This window comes from Leifsonia xyli (assembly GCA_001647635.1).
GTDB lineage: Bacteria > Actinomycetota > Actinomycetes > Actinomycetales > Microbacteriaceae > Leifsonia > Leifsonia xyli_A.
Map to the genome: position 1 here is coordinate 2,408,948 of CP014761.1, position 17,094 is coordinate 2,426,041.

19 protein-coding genes and 1 pseudogene are annotated in these 17,094 nt (G+C 70.9%); 11 read left to right on the forward strand and 9 right to left on the reverse strand.

The window, feature by feature from the left end; all coding sequences use genetic code 11:
* The first annotated feature begins 15 nt into the window (after nt 1–15).
* The 9 genes and pseudogenes from A0130_11870 to A0130_11910 all read left to right on the forward strand — a co-directional run bounded on the left by A0130_11870 (nt 16) and on the right by A0130_11910 (nt 7,069).
* A complete protein-coding gene (locus tag A0130_11870) occupies nt 16–324 on the forward strand; it encodes a hypothetical protein (protein ID ANF32277.1) in 309 nt (102 codons plus the stop codon).
* Nucleotides 325–366: 42 nt separating this feature from the next.
* Nucleotides 367–780: pseudogene (locus tag A0130_11875) on the forward strand (hypothetical protein).
* Nucleotides 770–985 carry a hypothetical protein gene (locus tag A0130_11880; GenBank protein ID ANF32278.1) on the forward strand — a complete coding sequence of 72 codons (216 nt, stop codon included), beginning with the start codon at nt 770–772 and terminating at the stop codon, nt 983–985. Before A0130_11875 ends, A0130_11880 begins: the two are co-directional and overlap by 11 nt.
* A gap of 49 nt (nt 986–1,034) precedes the next feature.
* A complete protein-coding gene (locus tag A0130_11885; protein ID ANF32279.1) occupies nt 1,035–1,766 on the forward strand; it encodes a chlorite dismutase in 732 nt (243 codons plus the stop codon).
* Nucleotides 1,763–2,944: a ferrochelatase gene (locus tag A0130_11890; GenBank protein ANF32280.1), complete on the forward strand. Its 1,182-nt coding sequence runs from the start codon at nt 1,763–1,765 to the stop codon at nt 2,942–2,944. The genes A0130_11885 and A0130_11890 overlap by 4 nt, the downstream gene beginning before the upstream one ends.
* The gene (locus tag A0130_11895) at nt 2,941–3,942 is read left to right on the forward strand and encodes a hydroxymethylbilane synthase (protein ID ANF32281.1); all 1,002 of its coding nucleotides are present in this window, start codon (nt 2,941–2,943) and stop codon (nt 3,940–3,942) included. The genes A0130_11890 and A0130_11895 overlap by 4 nt, the downstream gene beginning before the upstream one ends.
* Complete coding sequence (locus A0130_11900) at nt 3,939–4,733, forward strand: uroporphyrinogen III synthase (GenBank protein ID ANF32282.1); 795 nt, start codon at nt 3,939–3,941, stop codon at nt 4,731–4,733. The genes A0130_11895 and A0130_11900 overlap by 4 nt, the downstream gene beginning before the upstream one ends.
* Before the next feature lie 96 nt (nt 4,734–4,829).
* On the forward strand, nt 4,830–5,756 hold the full coding sequence (locus tag A0130_11905; GenBank protein ID ANF32283.1) for a delta-aminolevulinic acid dehydratase: 927 nt from the start codon (nt 4,830–4,832) through the stop codon (nt 5,754–5,756).
* Nucleotides 5,753–7,069 carry a glutamate-1-semialdehyde 2,1-aminomutase gene (locus tag A0130_11910; protein ID ANF32284.1) on the forward strand — a complete coding sequence of 439 codons (1,317 nt, stop codon included), beginning with the start codon at nt 5,753–5,755 and terminating at the stop codon, nt 7,067–7,069. The genes A0130_11905 and A0130_11910 overlap by 4 nt, the downstream gene beginning before the upstream one ends.
* Before the next feature lie 145 nt (nt 7,070–7,214).
* On the opposite strand, the gene A0130_11915 is transcribed toward A0130_11910, so the two are convergent.
* The 5 genes from A0130_11915 to A0130_11935 all read right to left on the reverse strand — a co-directional run bounded on the left by A0130_11915 (nt 7,215) and on the right by A0130_11935 (nt 12,172).
* Nucleotides 7,215–7,451 carry a hypothetical protein gene (locus A0130_11915; GenBank protein ID ANF32285.1) on the reverse strand — a complete coding sequence of 79 codons (237 nt, stop codon included), beginning with the start codon at nt 7,449–7,451 and terminating at the stop codon, nt 7,215–7,217.
* Between the two features lie 43 nt (nt 7,452–7,494).
* Nucleotides 7,495–8,781 carry an ABC transporter permease gene (locus tag A0130_11920; GenBank protein ANF32286.1) on the reverse strand — a complete coding sequence of 429 codons (1,287 nt, stop codon included), beginning with the start codon at nt 8,779–8,781 and terminating at the stop codon, nt 7,495–7,497.
* Nucleotides 8,778–9,608, reverse strand: coding sequence for an ABC transporter ATP-binding protein (locus A0130_11925; protein ID ANF33419.1), 831 nt, complete (start codon nt 9,606–9,608; stop codon nt 8,778–8,780). Before A0130_11925 ends, A0130_11920 begins: the two co-directional genes overlap by 4 nt.
* 127 nt (nt 9,609–9,735) lie before the next feature.
* Nucleotides 9,736–10,851, reverse strand: a complete 1,116-nt coding sequence (locus A0130_11930; GenBank protein ANF32287.1) for an ABC transporter substrate-binding protein — start codon at nt 10,849–10,851, stop codon at nt 9,736–9,738.
* A gap of 139 nt (nt 10,852–10,990) precedes the next feature.
* Complete coding sequence (locus tag A0130_11935; protein ID ANF32288.1) at nt 10,991–12,172, reverse strand: transcriptional regulator; 1,182 nt, start codon at nt 12,170–12,172, stop codon at nt 10,991–10,993.
* A 108-nt stretch (nt 12,173–12,280) separates the two neighbouring features.
* On the opposite strand from A0130_11935, the gene A0130_11940 reads away from it, so the two are divergent.
* Entirely contained in the window at nt 12,281–12,667 is a 387-nt protein-coding gene (locus A0130_11940; protein ID ANF32289.1) for a hypothetical protein, read from the forward strand.
* 249 nt (nt 12,668–12,916) lie between these two features.
* Here A0130_11940 and A0130_11945 read toward each other — a convergent pair whose 3' ends face one another.
* From A0130_11945 to A0130_11960, 4 genes are read right to left on the reverse strand one after another with little or no spacing between them, the layout of a single operon-like run.
* The gene (locus A0130_11945) at nt 12,917–13,306 is read right to left on the reverse strand and encodes an epimerase (protein ID ANF32290.1); all 390 of its coding nucleotides are present in this window, start codon (nt 13,304–13,306) and stop codon (nt 12,917–12,919) included.
* Between the two features lie 18 nt (nt 13,307–13,324).
* Nucleotides 13,325–13,723, reverse strand: coding sequence for an epimerase (locus tag A0130_11950; protein ID ANF32291.1), 399 nt, complete (start codon nt 13,721–13,723; stop codon nt 13,325–13,327).
* A gap of 36 nt (nt 13,724–13,759) precedes the next feature.
* Nucleotides 13,760–14,782, reverse strand: a complete 1,023-nt coding sequence (locus A0130_11955) for an NADPH:quinone dehydrogenase (protein ANF32292.1) — start codon at nt 14,780–14,782, stop codon at nt 13,760–13,762.
* A gap of 37 nt (nt 14,783–14,819) precedes the next feature.
* Nucleotides 14,820–15,596 (reverse strand): phosphonomutase, encoded by a 777-nt coding sequence (locus A0130_11960; GenBank protein ID ANF32293.1) that lies wholly within the window; start codon nt 15,594–15,596, stop codon nt 14,820–14,822.
* Nucleotides 15,597–15,641: 45 nt separating this feature from the next.
* Between A0130_11960 and A0130_11965 the strand changes: the two genes are divergently transcribed.
* A complete protein-coding gene (locus tag A0130_11965; GenBank protein ANF32294.1) occupies nt 15,642–17,069 on the forward strand; it encodes a hypothetical protein in 1,428 nt (475 codons plus the stop codon).
* Nucleotides 17,070–17,094 lie beyond the last annotated feature (25 nt).

Below are 17,094 nucleotides of genomic sequence, written 5' to 3' on the forward strand. Positions count from 1 at the left end.
ACACTGGGAGGCGCGATGCGCGGCAAGATCCTCTTCGTCACCGGAGCGGCGATGGGCTTCGTGCTCGGCGCCCGCGCGGGACGCGAGCGCTACGAGCAGATCAAGGCCGCGGCCGTCAAGGTCTGGGAGTCGCCGACCGTGCAGAAGCAGGTGCACACGGCGCAGGACTTCGTCGCCGACAAGGTGGGCGAGTTCCCGGAGACCGCGTACATCACGGTCAAGAAGCTCATCGTCAAGGCGAACGACCGCCGCCGCGAGGCCAAGGCGCCGTACCAGGCGCCGCCGGTGGCCTCCGCACAGGGACGCAGCAACACCACGCCCTGACGGGGGTACTGTACGGAAACGACGAGGGGAGACGCGATGACCGACCGCGAACGCGCCGAGAGCGCGCGAGCCAAGTCCTTGGGCCAGCTGGTCTCCGACCTGCCCAAGCTCGTCGTCGGCCTCTTCAAGGCCGAGCTGAACCACCTCAAGGCGGAGTTCGCCGAGAAGGCGAAGTATGCCGGGGTCGGCATAGGCCTCCTCGTCGGCGCCGCGCTGCTCGCGTTCTACGCCCTGGGCGTGCTGATCGCAGCGGCCATCCTCGGCATCGCGGTCGCCCTGCCCGGGTGGGCCGCGGCGCTGATCGTCTTCGGCGCCCTCGTGTTCATCGCCGTCGTCCTCGCGCTCATCGGCATCCGGTCGTTCAAGAAGATGGACGGCGTAGCGCCCTCGCAGACCATCGACAGCGTCAAGCTGGACGCCGACGCGCTGAAGGGACTGGGCAAGTATGACAACTGACCGCAGCGACGTCGAGCGGGCGCGGGCGCAGCTCGCCGCGACGGTAGACGCCATCGAGTACAAGCTCAACGTGCCGAAGCGCACGGCCGAGCGCATCCAGCGGCTCCGCCAGGAAAACCCGGTCGCGCTGGCAGGCATCGCCGCCGGTGCGGCGGTCGCCGTGGCCGGAATCGTCTGGGGCGTCGTGAGCCTCGTCCGCCGGTGAGCCGCCGCTCGTTTTTGGCCTTCCCAGGTTTGCGAGGGAGACTGTGGGTATGAGTACCCCGGCTGCCGCTCCGGCAGAGTCGTCCGCCCCCGAAACCCCCAACGACACCCCTTCCGGCTTCACGCTCTGGGCCGTCCTGCGCCGCGACCCCGCCCGTCCCGACGACCTCGACGGCACCGACGTGCCCAAGGCCGTGCAGGAGCTCGACGGCGTGATCGCCGACATCGAGTTGCAGGGCGTCACCACTCGCGGCCTCTACGACGTCTCCGGCCTGCGCGCCGACGCCGACGTCATGATCTGGCTGCACGGCCCCGAGGCCGAGACGCTGCAGTGGGGTCTCCGCCAGCTGCGACGCACCCGCCTGCTCAAGGCGCTCCTACCGACCTGGAACGCCATGGGCGTGCACCGCGACGCCGAGTTCAACAAGTCCCACGTCCCCGGTTTCCTGCGGGGCAAGGAGGCGCGCAACTGGCTGTGCGTCTACCCGTTCGTCCGCAGCTACGAGTGGTACCTCCTCCCGGATGAGGACCGCGGCAAGATGCTCGCGGAGCACGGCCGCAAGGGCGCCGCGTTCCGCAACGTGCTCGCGAACACCGTCGCGTCGTTCGCGCTCGGCGACTACGAGTGGATCCTGCCGATGGAGGCCGACGAGCTGACCGACCTCGTCGACATGATGCGCGAGCTGCGCTACACCGAGGCCCGCCGCCACGTCCGCGAAGAGGTCCCGTTCTACACCGGCCGGCGCATCACGGCCGCCGAGCTCGTGGAGGTCCTGCAGTGACGGACGCACAGACGGCCCAGCGTGTGCTGGGCGCGACCCCGGCCGCGGCCTCGGGTCCGGAGCACGTGACCGAGCCGGTCGCGTACGACGCGATCCTGCTCGCCGGCTTCGGCGGCCCCGAGGGCCAGGACGACGTCATTCCCTTCCTCCGCAACGTCACGCGCGGCCGCGGCATCCCGGAGGAGCGCCTGGAGGAGGTGGCCCACCACTACCGCCACTTCGGCGGCGTCAGCCCGATCAACGACCAGAACCGCGAGCTGAAGGCCGCGCTGGAGGCGGAGCTCGCCTCGCGCGGCATCGACCTGCCGGTGCTGTGGGGCAACCGCAACTGGGACCCGTACCTCGCCGACGCGCTGCGCGAGGCCGATGAGCGCGGCTTCACCAAGCTGATCGCGATCGCCACGAGCGCCTACTCCTCCTATTCGAGCTGCCGCCAGTACCGCGAGGACTACGCGGCCGCCCTCGAGTCGACCGGCCTGCTCGGCCGCATCGAGATCGACAAGGTGCGCCAGTTCTTCGACCACCCCGGCTTCGTCGAGCCGTTCATCGAGGGCGTGAAGAACGCCATCGATGAGCTGCAGCAGAAGCTGCCCGGCCTCGACCCGGCGAAGGAGGTGCGCATCCTGTTCTCGACGCACTCCATCCCGTCGAGCGACGCCGCGAAGTCCGGCCCCGCCGAGCGCGGATTCGGGGAGGGCGGCGCGTACGCCGCGCAGCACCTCGCCGTCGCCGAGGTCGTCTCGCACGCTGCCACCGGCGGCACTGTCGGGTGGGATCTGGTCTACCAGTCGCGCTCCGGCCCGCCCTCGATGCCGTGGCTGGAGCCCGACATCAACGACCGCATCGCCGAGCTGCCCGCCACGGGCGTCAAGGCCGTCGTGATCGTGCCCCTCGGATTCATGAGCGACCACATGGAGGTGCTCTGGGACCTCGACAACGAGGCCATCGAGACCAGCGACGAGAACGGGCTGGTGGCCGTCCGCGTCCCCACCCCCGGCACGCACGCGACCTTCGTGAAGGGCCTCGTCGACCTGGTCCTGGAGCGCCGCGACGGCGTCCCGGTCGACCAGCGTCCCGCCGTCACCTCGCTGGGTCCCTGGTACGACGTGTGCCGTCCGGGCTGCTGCGAGAACGTGCGCCTCGGCTTCAAGCCCGCGGCTGCGGGGCTGGCGCCGTGACCGGGACCGTGACGAGAGTCGACGGCGCCGCCGAGCGCCGCGACGGGGTGCTGCGCATCGGGACGCGCGGGAGCGCCCTGGCTGTGGCGCAGACGACAGCCGTCGCGCAGTCGATCGCCCGGGCGACCGGCCTGGACGTCGAACTCGTCACGGTCACCACGCAGGGCGACACCTCCCGTGAGTCGCTGGCGCAGCTCGGCGGCACCGGTGTGTTCGCGACGGCCCTCCGGGATGCGCTGCGCGCCGGCGAGGTCGACCTCGTCGTGCACTCGCTCAAAGACCTGCCGACCGCCCCGGCTCCGGGGCTGGTCGTCGGCGCCGTCCCCAAGCGGGCCGACGCCCGCGACACGCTCTGCGCCCGCGATGGCCTGAACCTGGAGACGCTGCCCGAGGGCGCGCGGGTGGGCACGGGTTCCCCGCGCCGCGTCGCGCAGCTGAAGGCGCAGCGTCCCGACCTCGATGTCGTCGACCTGCGCGGCAACGTGGACACCCGGCTGGGCAAGGTCGCCGCCGGTGAACTGGACGCGGTGGTCCTCGCCGCCGCCGGGCTCACCCGTCTCGGCCGGCTCGACGCCGTGACCGACTACTTCGCGCTCTCGACCATGCCGACCGCTCCCGGACAGGGCGCGCTCGCGCTCGAGGTGCGCGCCGGGGACGAAAAGGGACGCGGGTCCGTCGCCCGGGCCCTGTCGGCCGTCGACCATGTGACCAGTCACGCCTCGGTCGTGGCCGAGCGCGTCGTGCTCGCCGGTCTCGAGGCGGGATGCGCCGCCCCGATCGGCGCCACCGCGCTCGTGGACGACGGACTGCTGTTCCTCACCGCGACCGTCTACCGGCCCGACGGCACGGCGCAGCTGACCGCATCCCACGCCGCGACCCCCGACTCGCTGAGCGCCGCCCACCTCGAGGAGGCCGCGACGGACGTCGGCGCCCGCGTGGTGGCCGAGCTGCTGCAGGCCGGCGCCGCCGACCTGGCGCCGCTGGGGAGCACCCGATGACCAACACGGCGCCGACCCCGAAACCGCTCGCCGGCTGGCGGGTGCTGGTGCCGCGCGGCGGCCCGTGGGGCGACTCCGTCGCCGCCGATCTGCGTTCGAAAGGCGCGTCGCCGGTCGTCGCCGCGATGATCAACTTCGCGCCCACGGCCGACGCCCCGGCGCTCGAGGCGGCTCTGGCCCGTCTCGCGGACGGCGGCTTCGACTGGATGACCGTCACCTCCGCCACCACAGTGGACGTCCTCAGTGCCCAGCGCGCCGTCGTCCCGCCGACCACCCGGGTCGCCGCCGTCGGCGAGACGACCGCCGCCGCACTGGCTGCGGCCGGCTACCACGTCGATCTCGTGCCCTCGGAGGACAACTCCGCGCGAGGCCTGCTCGCCGAATGGGAGGCCGCCACCCAGGGCGCATTCCCGCTGCGCGTCCTCACCCTCCGCTCCGAGATCGCGAAGCCGTTGCTCACCGAGGGACTGCGCCGGATCGGGCACGAGGTAGAGTCGGTGGTCGCGTACCGCACCGTCGGCGTCCCGGTGCCCGAAAGGACCGTCTCCGACGTCCACGACGGGCTGTTCCAGGCCATCCTCGTCACGTCCGGCTCGGTCGCGGAGCAGGTGCAGGAGCAGCTCGGCCCGGTACCCGAGTCGACCATCATCGCCGCCATCGGCCCGCAGACGGCGCGCGACGCTCGCGCCTTCGGTCTGCGGGTGGATGTGATCGCTGCCGAGCGCACGGCCGCCTCCCTCATCGACGCGGTCGTCCAGGTCGCGGTCGCGCGGTCCGCCGACCGCGACTAGCGTTCGGGCACCGCTCAGCGAGCCAGGCGTAGGCTGATGTGAGTGAGTGAACTGCACCCCGTCATCCGCCCCCGACGGCTGCGGCAGACCCCGGCGATGCGCCGGCTGGTCGCCGAGACCCGCCTCCACCCCGCTGAGCTGATCCTTCCGCTGTTCGTGCGCGAGGGCGCCGCCGAGCCCGTCCCGATCGGCTCGATGCCCGGCGTCTCGCAGCACAGCCTCGACTCGTTGAAGCGGGTCGCGAACGAGGCGGCCGAGGCCGGCGTCGGCGGGCTCATGCTCTTCGGCGTCCCGGAGACCCGGGATGCGGTCGGATCGGCGGCGACCGACCCCGACGGCATCCTCAACGTCGCCACGCGCGTGCTCGCCGACGAGGTCGGCGACGCCCTGGTCGTGCAGACCGACCTGTGCCTCGACGAGTTCACCGACCACGGCCACTGCGGAGTGCTGGACGCGCAGGGTCACGTCGACAACGACGCCACCCTGCTCCGCTACCGCGACATGGCCGTCGCCCAGGCCGAGGCCGGCTCGCAGCTGCTCGGCCTCAGCGGCATGATGGACGGCCAGGTCGCCGCCGTGCGCGAGGCGCTCGACGACGCGGGGCACTCCGACGTCGTGATCCTCGCCTACGCCGCCAAGTACGCCTCCGGCTTCTACGGCCCCTTCCGCGAAGCCGTGGACTCGCAGCTCTCGGGCGACCGCCGCGCCTACCAGCAAGACCCGGCCAACCGCCGTGAGGGTCTGCGCGAGGCGCGCCTCGACCTCGACGAGGGCGCGGACATCCTGATGGTGAAGCCCGCGCTGAGCTACCTCGACGTGCTCAGCGACGTCGCCGCGATCAGCGATGTGCCGGTCTGGGCGTACCAGGTGTCCGGCGAGTACGCGATGGTGGAGGCGGCGGCCGCCAACGGCTGGATCGACCGGAACCGCATCATCGAGGAGACGCTGGTCGGCGCGAAGCGCGCGGGGGCCGACGCGATCATGACCTACTGGGCGACCGAGGTGGCGGGGTGGCTGCGATGACCGATACGACGACCGATGTGAACGCCGCGCAGTTCGCGCGCGCCCAGCGTGTCATCCCCGGTGGGGTCAACTCGCCGGTCCGCGCCTACGGCTCCGTGGGCGGCACGCCGCGGTTCCTGGTCTCGGCCCGCGGGCCGTACGTCACCGACGCCGAGGGACGCGAATACGTCGACCTCGTCGCGTCGTGGGGTCCGGCCATCCTGGGCCACGCCCATCCCGCCGTTGTCGAGGCGGTGCAGCAGGCGGCCGCGCGCGGCCTGTCGTTCGGCGCGTCCACCCCGGCCGAGACGGAGCTCGCGGAGGCCGTGATCGGCCGCGTCCCGTTCGTGGAGAAGCTGCGCCTGGTGTCCACGGGCACCGAGGCGACGATGAGCGCGATCCGCCTTGCGCGCGGCTTCACCGGCCGTCCGCTGCTGATCAAGTTCGCGGGGCACTACCACGGCCACTCCGACGGCCTCCTGGCGCAGGCCGGTTCCGGTCTTGCGACCCTGGCCCTCCCCGGTTCGGCCGGTGTGACCGAGGCCACCGCGGCGCAGACCATCGTCCTGCCCTACAACGACCTGGACGCGGTCCGCGCCGTCTTCGAGGCGCAGGGGCCGGACATCGCCGCCGTCATCACGGAGGCCGCCGCCGCGAACATGGGCGTCGTCCCGCCGGAGCCGGGCTTCAACGCCGCCCTCACGGAGCTCGCGCACGAGTACGGGGCGCTGGTCATCCTCGACGAGGTGCTGACCGGCTTCCGGGTGAGCGCCGCCGGCTACTGGGGCCTCGACCGCGGCTACACGCCCGACCTCGTCACGTTCGGCAAGGTCATCGGCGGAGGGATGCCGCTGGCGGCCCTCGGCGGACGTGCCGAGATCATGGACTTCCTCGCCCCGGCCGGCCCGGTGTACCAGGCGGGGACCCTCTCCGGGAACCCGGTCGCCGTCGCCGCGGGCCTCGCCACGCTGGCGCACGCCGACGCGGGCGTCTACGAGCGGCTGGACGCGGTGGCCGGCACCGTCTCGACAGGCGTCTCCGAGGCCCTGGCGGCCGAGGGCGTCGCGCACCGAGTGCAGCACGCCGGCAACCTGTTCAGCTTCGTGTTCGGCGACTTCTCCGAGGCCCCGAGGACCTACGCCGAGGTGCAGCGCCAGGAGGCGTTCCGCTACCGGGCGTTCTTCCACGCGATGCTCGACGCGGGCGTCTCGCTGCCGCCGAGCGTCTTCGAGGCGTGGTTCGTCACGGCCGCGCACGACGACGCGGCCGTCGCCCGCATCCTGGACGCCCTCCCCGCCGCAGCCCGCGCCGCCGCCTCCGCCACCCCCTCCTGACCCGTCTCCGCGCCCACCCCCGCTCTCCCCACCCACCCACGCCCGTCGAAGTGCAGCTTCTTGCGGTCGACACGCCGGCCAAGTGCGCAACAAGCTGCACTTCACGGGGGAGGGAGCGGGGTGGGCGCGGGAGGAGGGCGCGAGCTCAGACGTCGGGGGCGGCCGGCTCCCGGGAGAGGGACTCGACGTACGTGTAGGTCGCGGACGCGGGCCAGCCGTCCGCGTCGAGGAGCGCGTAGACGTCGAAGTTCAGCGTCCCTCCGCCCCCGGCCGCGCGGCGCAGGGTGCGCGGCGGCGCGTCCGACGACGAGCGGACAGTGACCGTCTGCGGTTCGGCGTCGGAACGCAGAAGGCGGGCGCGGAAGGTGGTGGTCCGGGTCACCCCACCACTCTCCCACGCCCGCCTCTCGTGCGGGACCGCGTCCCTAGGCTTGGCCGTGCGACTCGCGCGACCGCCGCGACAGCGAGTCGATGATCACCGCGAGCAGCAGCACCGCGCCCGTGATCATGAAGCGGTACGACGAGTCCAGGTTCAGCAGCGTCAGGCCGTTCGAGATCGACTGGATGACCAGGATGCCGAGCAGCGCGGACCACGCCGATCCGCGGCCGCCGAAGAGGCTCGTGCCGCCGATGACCGCCGCCGCGATCGCGTTCAGGTTGGTGTCCGTGCCGCCCGAGCCCGCGCCCACCGACGCCAGGCGTGCGGCGGCGAGAAGACCGCCGACCGCCGCGAACGTCGAGCAAAGGATGAACACGCTGATGAACACGCGGTTGACGCGGATACCGGCGCGACGGGCCGCCTCCACCGAGCCGCCGACGGCGAAGACCGAGCGGCCCCACCGGGTGCGGGTGAGCAGGAAGTTCATCACGATCACGAGGATGACGAAGAACAGGAACATCGCACCCGTGCCGCGGTCCGTCGACAGGTACCAGACACTGATGCAGAGTCCCACCAGCAGCAGCACGGCCTTGACCGCGACGACCGCCATCGACCCCTCAGACAGCCCGGCCTTGCGGCGCCGGACGTTTCGGCGGAAGTCGGAGTAGAACATCGCGGCGGCCGCGATCACCGCGAGCGCGTACGCCGCCCACGGCGGGAGGAACCACTGCTGGGCGAACTGCACGATCCACGAGTCGTAGGGGATGTTGATGGAGCTGTTCGCGCCGAGGATCCACAGCTGCAGGCCGAGGAAACCGAGGAGGCCGGCCAGCGTGATCACGAAGCTCGGGACGCCGAACCGCGTGAACAGGAACCCGTAGAGCAGGCCGATGGCCGATCCGGCGAGGATGGCCACGATCACCGTGAGCCACAGCGGCCAGTGGAGCTGCGTGAAGCCGACACCGAGGATGGCTGCCGCGACACCGCTCACCGAGCCGACCGACAGGTCGATCTGGCCGAGGAGCAGCACCAGCACGATTCCGATCGAGATCGTGCCGATCGCCGCGCACTGCAGGGTCAGGTTGACGAGGTTGTTCGCGCTGAGGAAGTTCGGGTTGAGGATCTGGAACACGACCCAGATCACGACGAGTCCGATGACGACCGGAAGGGATCCGAGGTCGCCGACGCGGACGCGTCGCCCGAAGGTGCGGACGGCGCCGAGGAGCCCTTCCTCGCGGATCAGGCGCTCGTCCTGGAGGTCGCTCGCGAGCTGGCCGGGCGTCTCGCCGTCGATGCGCTCGGCGGCCCCGGTGGGCTGGTCTGCCTTGGTCATGCTTCCGGGCTCCGTTCCGTAGCTTCTTCGGCCTCCATCAGCCTTTCGGCCCGGCGGACGACGACGTTGTCCGTGGCGCCCGTGATGGCGGAGATGATCTCTTCGTAGCTGACGTCCGGCACCCGGAAGTCGCCGTTGTTGCGACCGAGCCGCAGAACGGCGACCCGGTCGGCGACCGCCTGCACGTCCGCCATGTTGTGGCTGATCAGGATGACGCCGAGGCCGCGCTCGCGCAGGCGCTCGATCAGGTTGAGCACCTCGGCGGTCTGCGCGACGCCGAGCGCGGCGGTCGGCTCGTCGAGGATGACGACGCGCGGCTCGCCGATCAGCGAGCGGGCGATCGCGACGGTCTGCCGCTGGCCGCCGGACAGCGACGCGACGGCGATGCGGACCGAGGGGATGCGCGCCGAGAGCTGGCGGAGCAGGCTCCACGAGCGCTTCTCCATCTCCTCCTCGTCGAGTGTCCCGCGGGCGATCTCGCGGCCGAGGAACAGGTTGGAGACGACGTCGAGGTTGTCGCAGAGCGCGAGGTCCTGGAAGACGGTCGCGATGCCGAGCTCGCGCGAAGCGGCGGGGGAGGGGATGCTCACCTCCTGCCCGTCGAACTCGATCGTTCCCGCGTCCTGCGGGTGCACGCCCGCGAGGATCTTGACGAGCGTCGACTTGCCGGCGCCGTTGTCGCCGACCAGGGCGACGACCTCTCCGGCGTACACGTCGAGGTGGATGTCGGTGAGCGCTTGGACGGCGCCGAACCCCTTCGAGACCCCGCGGAGCGAGAGGACGGGCCGGCGGGTCGACCGCTCCTCGTCCAGGGTGGGGGATTCCATGGTCACGGCGTTCTCCTTCGAGCTGTGCGGAGCATGTTCCTGCTTCTCAGGCTAGAGCGGAACCACCCGGCCCGGGCTGCGCCATCCGAGAGGATGGCGCGACCCGGGCCGGGATCGTCCTTCGCGATTACTTGATGCCGGCCTTGTCGCAGGCTGCCTTGTAGTCGGCGGTGCAGATCTTCGACACCGAGTCCGAGCCGTAGAAGTTGTCCTTCACGACCGTGCTCTCGATGTTGTCGACGGTCACCGCGACCGGGGTCAGCAGGAACGACTGGATCGCCGCGCCGCCGGCGGTGTTGACCGTGGTGTCACCCTTCGGCTTGTCGCCCTTGGTGAGCGAGACCGCCAGCTCGGCCGCCTTCTCGGCCTCCGGCTGCAGGGCCTTGTAGACGGTCATGTACTGGTCGCCGGCGAGGATCCGCTGGATACCCGCGAGTTCGGCGTCCTGACCGGTCACCGGGGGCAGCGGGCTGACGTTGGCTGCCTTCATGGCCGCGATCGCGCCACCGCCGGTGCCGTCGTTCGCAGCGTAGACGCCCTTGATCTGGTCCTTGAACTGCGTGACCTGGCCGGCCACCCAGTCCTGGGCCTTCGCGGGGTCCCATCCCGGGGTGTCATACTCGGCGAGCACCTTGTAGCCGCTCGAGTCGATGACGCTGTGCGCGCCCTTCTTGAACAGGGTGGCGTTGTTGTCCGTCGGCGAGCCGTTGACCATGAGGATGCCGGCGCCCGAGGGCACGCCGTCCTTCTTCAGCTTGTCGACCAGCGCCTGGCCCTGCAGCTGACCGACCTTCTCGTTGTCGAACGAGATGTAGTAGTCGCTGTCCTTGCTGTTGATCAGACGGTCGTAGGAGATGACGGGCACGTTCTTCGCCTTCGCCTCGCCGACGATCGAGGCGGCGGCCTCACCGTCGAACGGGTCGAGGACGAGGACCTTGACGCCCTGCGTGAGCATCGACTCCGCCTGCTGCTGCTGCTTGCTGGCGTCGCCGTCCGCGTTCGCGTAGAGGACCTTGCAGCCGGAGCAGAGCTCCTTGACCTTGGCCTCGAAGAACGGCTTGTCCGCGGCCTCGTAGCGGGCGGTCACGGAGTCGGGAAGGAGAAGGCCGATCTGGGCGTTGGCGGCATCCTTCGTGCTTCCGCCCGAACTGTTTCCGGAGCCGTTCGAACACGCTGTGAGGGTGACGGCTGTGAGCAGGATCGCGGCGGACGCGATGACCGCTCTCTTGGTGGCGATCTTCATTGAAAAACCTCCGATTCGGGACCGCCTTCGTTGGCGGCTGGGTTGAGTGTCCCAGGTGGGGGATTTGGCGTCAAGACTTGAAGACAATGGATTCGGTAACGGTTCCCGCCCGTTTTCGGGGGACGCGATGAGAGCGCGTTCAGTACGAGACACCGTCGGAGGTGATCGAGAGGGAGTCCACGGCGTAGGCGACAGCGCCGAGAGCCGCCGCACGGGTCCCGAGCTGACCCTGGACGATGTCCGGCATCAGGTCCGGGTTCACGATGATCGAGCGCTCGACCGCGTGCCGCATCGGGCCGAGCAGCAGCTCACCGGCTCGAGCGAGCTCGCCGCCGACGATGACCCGTTCGGGGTCCAGCAGGTTGCAGAGGTTGGCCGTCGCCACGCCGATGTGGCGGCCGGCGTCGGCGATCGCCCGGATGCAACGAGCATCCCCGGCCATCGCCTGGATCACCACGTCTCCGAGCTTCAGGCTGCCGAGGTGGTCGCGCAGCTCGTCCAGGATGGCCGGGCCGCCCGCCAGCGCCTCGAGGCACCCGCGGTTGCCGCAGCGGCAGAGCGGTCCGTTCTCGCGGATCGTGGTGTGCCCGAACTCGCCGGCGACGCCGTGATTGCCGCGGAACACCTGGCCGTTCAGGATGAGGCCCGCGCCGATCCCGTCGCCCACGTCGAGCGTGATCGTGTTGCGCTTGCCGCGCCCGGCGCCGAATCGGGATTCGCCCAGCGCCGCGAGGTTGGCGGAGTTGTCGATGAACACGGGGCGCTTGATGCGCCGTTCCATCGACTCGGCGATGGTCACGCCGTCCCAGCCGCGCATGATGCCGCTGCGGGCGATCGTCCCGGTCGCGCGGTCGATCGGCGCGGGCACGGCGATACCCACGGCGAGCAGGTCGTCGCGGGACGCGTCCACCGACTCCAGCATGTCGCCGAGCAGCAGCGACACCTTGTCGAGCTCGTTGTCCGCCCGGTGGTCGCGGGCGAGCGGCATGTGGTTCTCGGCGACGACCGTGTGCGCGACGTCGGCGAGCGCGACCCGCAGGTGGCGGGTGGAGAAGTGGACGCCGACGACCAGACCGAGCGCGTGCGCCAGCGTCACATGCTGGGCGCGCCGGCCGGAGCGGATGCTCTGCGTCGTATGCAGCACGCCGGAGGTCGACAGCTCCTTGACGATGTTCGAGACCGTCGCCGCGGAGAGTCCCGTGGCGCCCGCGAGCTCGACCTGCGTCAGGCCGCCGTGCTTCTTGATGGCGTCGACGATGCGGGCTCGGTTGGCTTCACGAAGTGAAGTCTGCGAACCCGGAGTTCGTCGCTGCGTTGCCACGTCGAGAAGGATACATGGCGGCGCATGAAGCGTTTCGCGAATGTGAACGTGATGGGTTTGTGAGGTTCCCACGGCCCGCCGGGGCGTCCGGCTTGGCAGGATAGAGCTATGGCCGACCTGCATGTTCACCCCGATCGCCTGGAGATCCACCTCACGCGGGCGGAGAAGGTGCTGGCCATGAAGCGCGACGACCTGACCGTGCCGCGGGACAGCATCCGCTCGGTCGCCATCACGGAGGACCCGTGGATCTGGATCCGCGGCATCCGCGCCCCGGGCGCCGCCGTCCCGCTGACCCTGTCGATCGGCACGTGGAAGTTCCACGGCGGCAAGGACTTCCTGCTCATCAAGGGCAAGCAGCGCGCCGCCGTGGTCATCGACCTCGACGGCGAGGAGTACAGCCGCATCATCGTCACCACCCCGCATGCGGCACGGCTGGTGGAGGCCCTGCGTGTCGACGGCAGCGAGCTGACAGCCGACGGCGAGGTCATCGACTGACGCTGCCGGCTTCGGTAGTGGCTGCGTAGCCCCACCGATCCGTCGCGCCCACCGGTGCGCAGACACTAACGGGCATGATGACTCGTCCGCACGCCCTTCCTCCGCTCGGCGCTCCCGCGATGACCGTCCGCGACTACGCCCGGTGCGCTCGCCTGACCATGGCCGAGGTCATGGAGGAGTGCGCCACCGGTCGGCTCGACCACGTCGTGGCGGCGGGTCGCCGGTTGATCGTCGGCGTGCGTCCTGCGGCTACCCGTTCTCCGCGATCACGAAGAGGATGAGTCCCACCAGCGGCAGCGCGCCCTGCAGCAGGGCCGCGCCCCAGAACCGGCGGCCGGTCGTCACCAGCACCAGGGAGGCGAGCACCATGCAGACGCCGCAGAAGAAGACGAGCGCGAAGCCCACCTCGTGGAGGGTCGTCCAGTAGAGGGCCAGCCCGACAACCGCGCCACCGGCGAGGAACAGGTTGTAGAAGCCCTGGTTGTACGCCATCGGCCGGACGACGTCCGCGTCCCGCTGCGACCCCAGGCCGAAGCGGCGCCATACCCCGGGCGTCGACCACAGCATGCTCTCCATCGCGAAGAACACGAGATGCACGACCGCCGCTGCCGCGATCAGGATGCTGCCGACGATGGCCATGCCCGGAGGATACGCCGTTCAGCTCTCGCCGTTGACCAGGCCGATGAGCAGCAGCACCAGGCCGATCAGCGGCAGGATGCCCTGGATGATCGCCGGCCGCAGGTAGCCGCGTCCCGTCGTGACGAGGACGATGGCGGCGGCGAGCATGCTTGCGGCGGAGAAGATGATGAGGGCGATGCCCGCCGGGTGCTGGCCGACGCCGTACAGGATCAGGCCCACGATCGCCCCGACCGCCAGGAACAGGTTGTAGAAGCCCTGGTTGTAGGCCAGCGGACGCGTGGTCTCGGCGGCCTCCTGGCTTCGCAGGCCGAAGCGCCTCCACACCGAGGGCCGTGTCCAGGCGACGCTCTCCATGAAGAAGATCGCGATGTGGAGGGCGGCGGCCAGCGTGACCACGACGGTGGCGAGGAGGATCATGGCGTCAGCATACCGATCGGTCCACGCCGGACCCGCTCACGCGCGGACGTCGACGACGGTCCGTCCGCGCAGCCGTCCGGCGAGGATGTCGTCCGCGGCCGGAATGGCCTCGGCGAGGGTGACGAAGCGGGTCATCGCCGCGAGGGCCTCCTCATCGAGGTCGGTCGCCAGCCGGCGCCACGCCGTCTCGCGGAGCGCGGGCGGAGCCTCCACCGAATTGATGCCCACCAGCGTCACCGCGCGCAGGATGAACGGCAGCACCGTCGTCGGCAGGTCCGGCCCCTGCGCCAGGCCGCACGCGGCGACGGTCCCGCCGTAGCGGGTCTGCGCGAGCACGGTCGCGAGGGTCTGGCTGCCGACCGAGTCGATCGCGCCGGCCCATCGCTGCGACTGGAGCGGCTTGCCCGGCGCATCCAGCTCCGAGCGGTCGATCACCGCGGTGGCGCCGAGGTCGGTCAGGTAGTCGGACGCCTCCTCGACGCGACCCGTGGATGCCGTGACCGGGTAACCCAGTTTCGCCAGCAGGGCGACCGCCACCGAACCGACGCCGCCCGCCGCGCCGGTGACGAGGATGCTGCTGCCGCTCTCCGAGACCTCCGTCGGGTCGACGCCGTGGCGCTCCAGCGCCAGCACGGCCAGCATCGCCGTGAAGCCCGCCGTGCCGATGGCAGCCGCCTGCTCGGAGGTGATCGAGTCGGGGATGCGGACGAGCGCGTCGCCGCCGACGCGCGCCCTCTCGGCGAGGCCGCCGTGGTGCGACTCGCCGATGCCGGAGCCGTTCAGCACCACCCGATCCCCGGGACGCCACCGCGGGTCCGCCGACTCCTCCACGGTGCCGACGATGTCGATCCCCGGGATCAGCGGTGACGTACGGGCGACGCCGGGCCGCCCGGCGATCGCCAGGCCGTCCTTGTAGTTGAGGTCGGAGAACTCCACGGCGATGGTCACGTCGCCGGGCAGGAGAAAGGCGTCGGTCACCCGCCGGACCTCCGCGGTGTGGGCGGTGATCCGCCCCCCGTCGACCTGCTGCTCGATGACGATCGCCCGGAAGTCGCTCATGGGCTCACCCTACGCCGGGCTCTCGGCTTGCTTCGCGTCAGTTGAGCGGCTGCGTGCCCTCCGGCAGGGCGCCGCCGGCGTACAGCTCCAGGGCCGAGTTGCGGAGCGCCGTGAGGGCGACGCGCTGTGTCCAGGGACCGTACGAGACGCGCGCGACACCGAGTTCCTGCAGCCGGGCCGGCGACAGGGAACCGGGGACCGCGATGACGCTGAGGCGGCGCTCGCCGAGGCCGCCGATCAGGCGCTGCACGGTCCGCTCGTCGAGCTTGCCGGGAACGAACACGCAGGTGGCGCCCTCGTCGAGGAACGCGCGGCCCCGGCGCACGGCCTCCTCGATCTTCTCGTCGTCGGTGGGGAAGGCGTTGCGGACGAAGACGTCGGTGCGCGCGTTCAGAGCGAAGGGCACGCCCTCGGCGTCCGCGGCGGCGATGGCGGCCCGCACGGAGGCGACGGCCTCGTCGAAGGGACGCATCCGGTCCTCGAGGTTGGCGCCGACCACCCCGACGCCGATCGCCCGGCGGATGGTCTCGCCGGTGTCGCCGTATCCGCCTTCGAGGTCGGCGCTGACCGGCAGGTCGGTCGCGTTCACGATGCGGCCCACCATGTCGAGCATCAGGTCGAGGGGGATCTTCTCGCCGTCCTCGTAGCCGAGGGTCGCGGCGATGGAGTGGCTCGCGGTCGCGAGGGCGCGCGTGTCCGGCAGGTCGGCGATCACGCGGGCGCTGATCGCGTCCCACACGTTGACGACCTGGAGGAGCTCGGGTGCTTCGTGGAGCCGGCGCAGCTCGGCGCCGCGGGCCTGGATGTCGGTCATGTGCTCACCCTACGACGGAGCGGCCCAGCGCTCTAGGATGGCGCCATGGCCCGCACGGGGGAGCCGCTGGAGGTGCCGAAGAGCCGTTCGGCACCGCGTCGTCGCGCGACCGTCAGCTCGGTCCTGGACTACGTCTTCTTCCTGTTCGGCGGTCTCTCGGCGGTGTGGCTGGCCTGGCTCGTGCTCACGGAGAGCTTCGAGTGGGGCTGGTTCCTGATCGTCTTCTTCCTGGTCTTCTGGATCGTGCTGGCGTACCTGGTGCTGCCGCGGTTGCATCGCATCCTCACCGAGATCTACGTGCCCGACTACTTCATCGGCCGCGCCCGCACCAGCGACGGGCTGCTCGGGGACCCGATCAATCTGGCGCTTCTGGGTTCGGAGGCCCAGCTCGACGACGCCATGCGCGCGGCGGGGTGGACGCGAGCCGACGACGTGACCGCGCGCTCCAGCGGGCGGATCATCTCCTCGACGCTGCTGCGGCGCAGCTACGACGAGGCGCCGGTGAGCCCGCTGTTCCTGTTCGGGCGGCAGCAGGATGTCGCGTACCAGCAGGAGGTGAAGGGCAATCCCGCCAAACGCCACCACGTCCGGTTCTGGCGGTGCCCGGACGGCTGGCTGCTGCCCGGCGGCCGACGCGTCGAGTGGCTGGCGGCCGGGACCTTCGACCGCTCCGTGGGCTTCTCGTTGTTCACACTCCAGATCACCCACAAGATCGACGCGAACACGGACATCGAGCGGGACCACATCGTCTCGACCCTGGTGGATGCGGACATCGGCGTCGGCGTGACGGTGATCCGCGACTTCTCCACCGGCTACCACTCCCGCAACGGCGGCGGCGACACCATCGAGACGGACGGTGACCTCCCGATCCTGGACCTGACGCGCGTCGAGGTGGATGCGCAGGGCGTGTCGGTCGCCGCGGACGCGGACGCCCGCCGCATCGCGCTCGCCGAACGGCGGCCCGTACCCACCACGCTCGGGGTGCTCCTGATGATGCTGCGGGTGATCGCCGGGGTCGGTTACATCGCGCTGAACCTCATCGAGTGGAACCGGTTCGTGGCCTCGCAGATGGGCGGCGCGCAGCAGGTCGACGGCGTGGACCATGCGACCTTCAGCCTGGTGCTCGGAATCGCCATGGGCGTGTTCGGCGCGGGGCTCGTGCTGTACTTCCTCCTCGCTCTGCTGGTGTTCTTCGGCAGCAACTGGGCGCGGATCGCGGCGATGTCGTACAGCTCGTTGATCATCCTGTTCTCGGCGATCGACTTCTTCGACGGCGGCCCGCAGATCTCGCTCAAGAACAACCTGCTGGGCCTCGCGCTCGACATCCTGGTGCTGCTCGCGCTCTCCTCCAAACGTTCCCGCCTCTGGGCTCGCCGCCCGCGAGCGCAGCGTGGACGCGGAGCCGCCCTCCTGCTCGACCCGGCCGCGCGCGCCGCCGTCGGCGGCCCCGACGACGACACGATCGTCCGCTGACGCCCTGCCCGGTCGCCGTCGCGCC

What these genes read in the sequence shown, in the direction of transcription:
- A0130_11870 (ANF32277.1), top strand. Translation starts at nt 16, where the DNA reads ATGCGCGGCAAGATCCTCTTCGTCACCGGAGCGGCGATGGGCTTCGTG.
- A0130_11880 (ANF32278.1), top strand. Translation starts at nt 770, where the DNA reads ATGACAACTGACCGCAGCGACGTCGAGCGGGCGCGGGCGCAGCTCGCC.
- A0130_11885 (ANF32279.1), top strand. Translation starts at nt 1,035, where the DNA reads ATGAGTACCCCGGCTGCCGCTCCGGCAGAGTCGTCCGCCCCCGAAACC.
- A0130_11900 (ANF32282.1), top strand. Translation starts at nt 3,939, where the DNA reads ATGACCAACACGGCGCCGACCCCGAAACCGCTCGCCGGCTGGCGGGTG.
- A0130_11905 (ANF32283.1), top strand. Translation starts at nt 4,830, where the DNA reads ATGCGCCGGCTGGTCGCCGAGACCCGCCTCCACCCCGCTGAGCTGATC.
- A0130_11910 (ANF32284.1), top strand. Translation starts at nt 5,753, where the DNA reads ATGACCGATACGACGACCGATGTGAACGCCGCGCAGTTCGCGCGCGCC.
- A0130_11920 (ANF32286.1), bottom strand. Translation starts at nt 8,781, where the DNA reads ATGACCAAGGCAGACCAGCCCACCGGGGCCGCCGAGCGCATCGACGGC.
- A0130_11925 (ANF33419.1), bottom strand. Translation starts at nt 9,608, where the DNA reads ATGGAATCCCCCACCCTGGACGAGGAGCGGTCGACCCGCCGGCCCGTC.
- A0130_11930 (ANF32287.1), bottom strand. Translation starts at nt 10,851, where the DNA reads ATGAAGATCGCCACCAAGAGAGCGGTCATCGCGTCCGCCGCGATCCTG.
- A0130_11940 (ANF32289.1), top strand. Translation starts at nt 12,281, where the DNA reads ATGGCCGACCTGCATGTTCACCCCGATCGCCTGGAGATCCACCTCACG.
- A0130_11945 (ANF32290.1), bottom strand. Translation starts at nt 13,306, where the DNA reads ATGGCCATCGTCGGCAGCATCCTGATCGCGGCAGCGGCGGTCGTGCAT.
- A0130_11950 (ANF32291.1), bottom strand. Translation starts at nt 13,723, where the DNA reads ATGATCCTCCTCGCCACCGTCGTGGTCACGCTGGCCGCCGCCCTCCAC.
- A0130_11955 (ANF32292.1), bottom strand. Translation starts at nt 14,782, where the DNA reads ATGAGCGACTTCCGGGCGATCGTCATCGAGCAGCAGGTCGACGGGGGG.
- A0130_11960 (ANF32293.1), bottom strand. Translation starts at nt 15,596, where the DNA reads ATGACCGACATCCAGGCCCGCGGCGCCGAGCTGCGCCGGCTCCACGAA.
- A0130_11965 (ANF32294.1), top strand. Translation starts at nt 15,642, where the DNA reads ATGGCCCGCACGGGGGAGCCGCTGGAGGTGCCGAAGAGCCGTTCGGCA.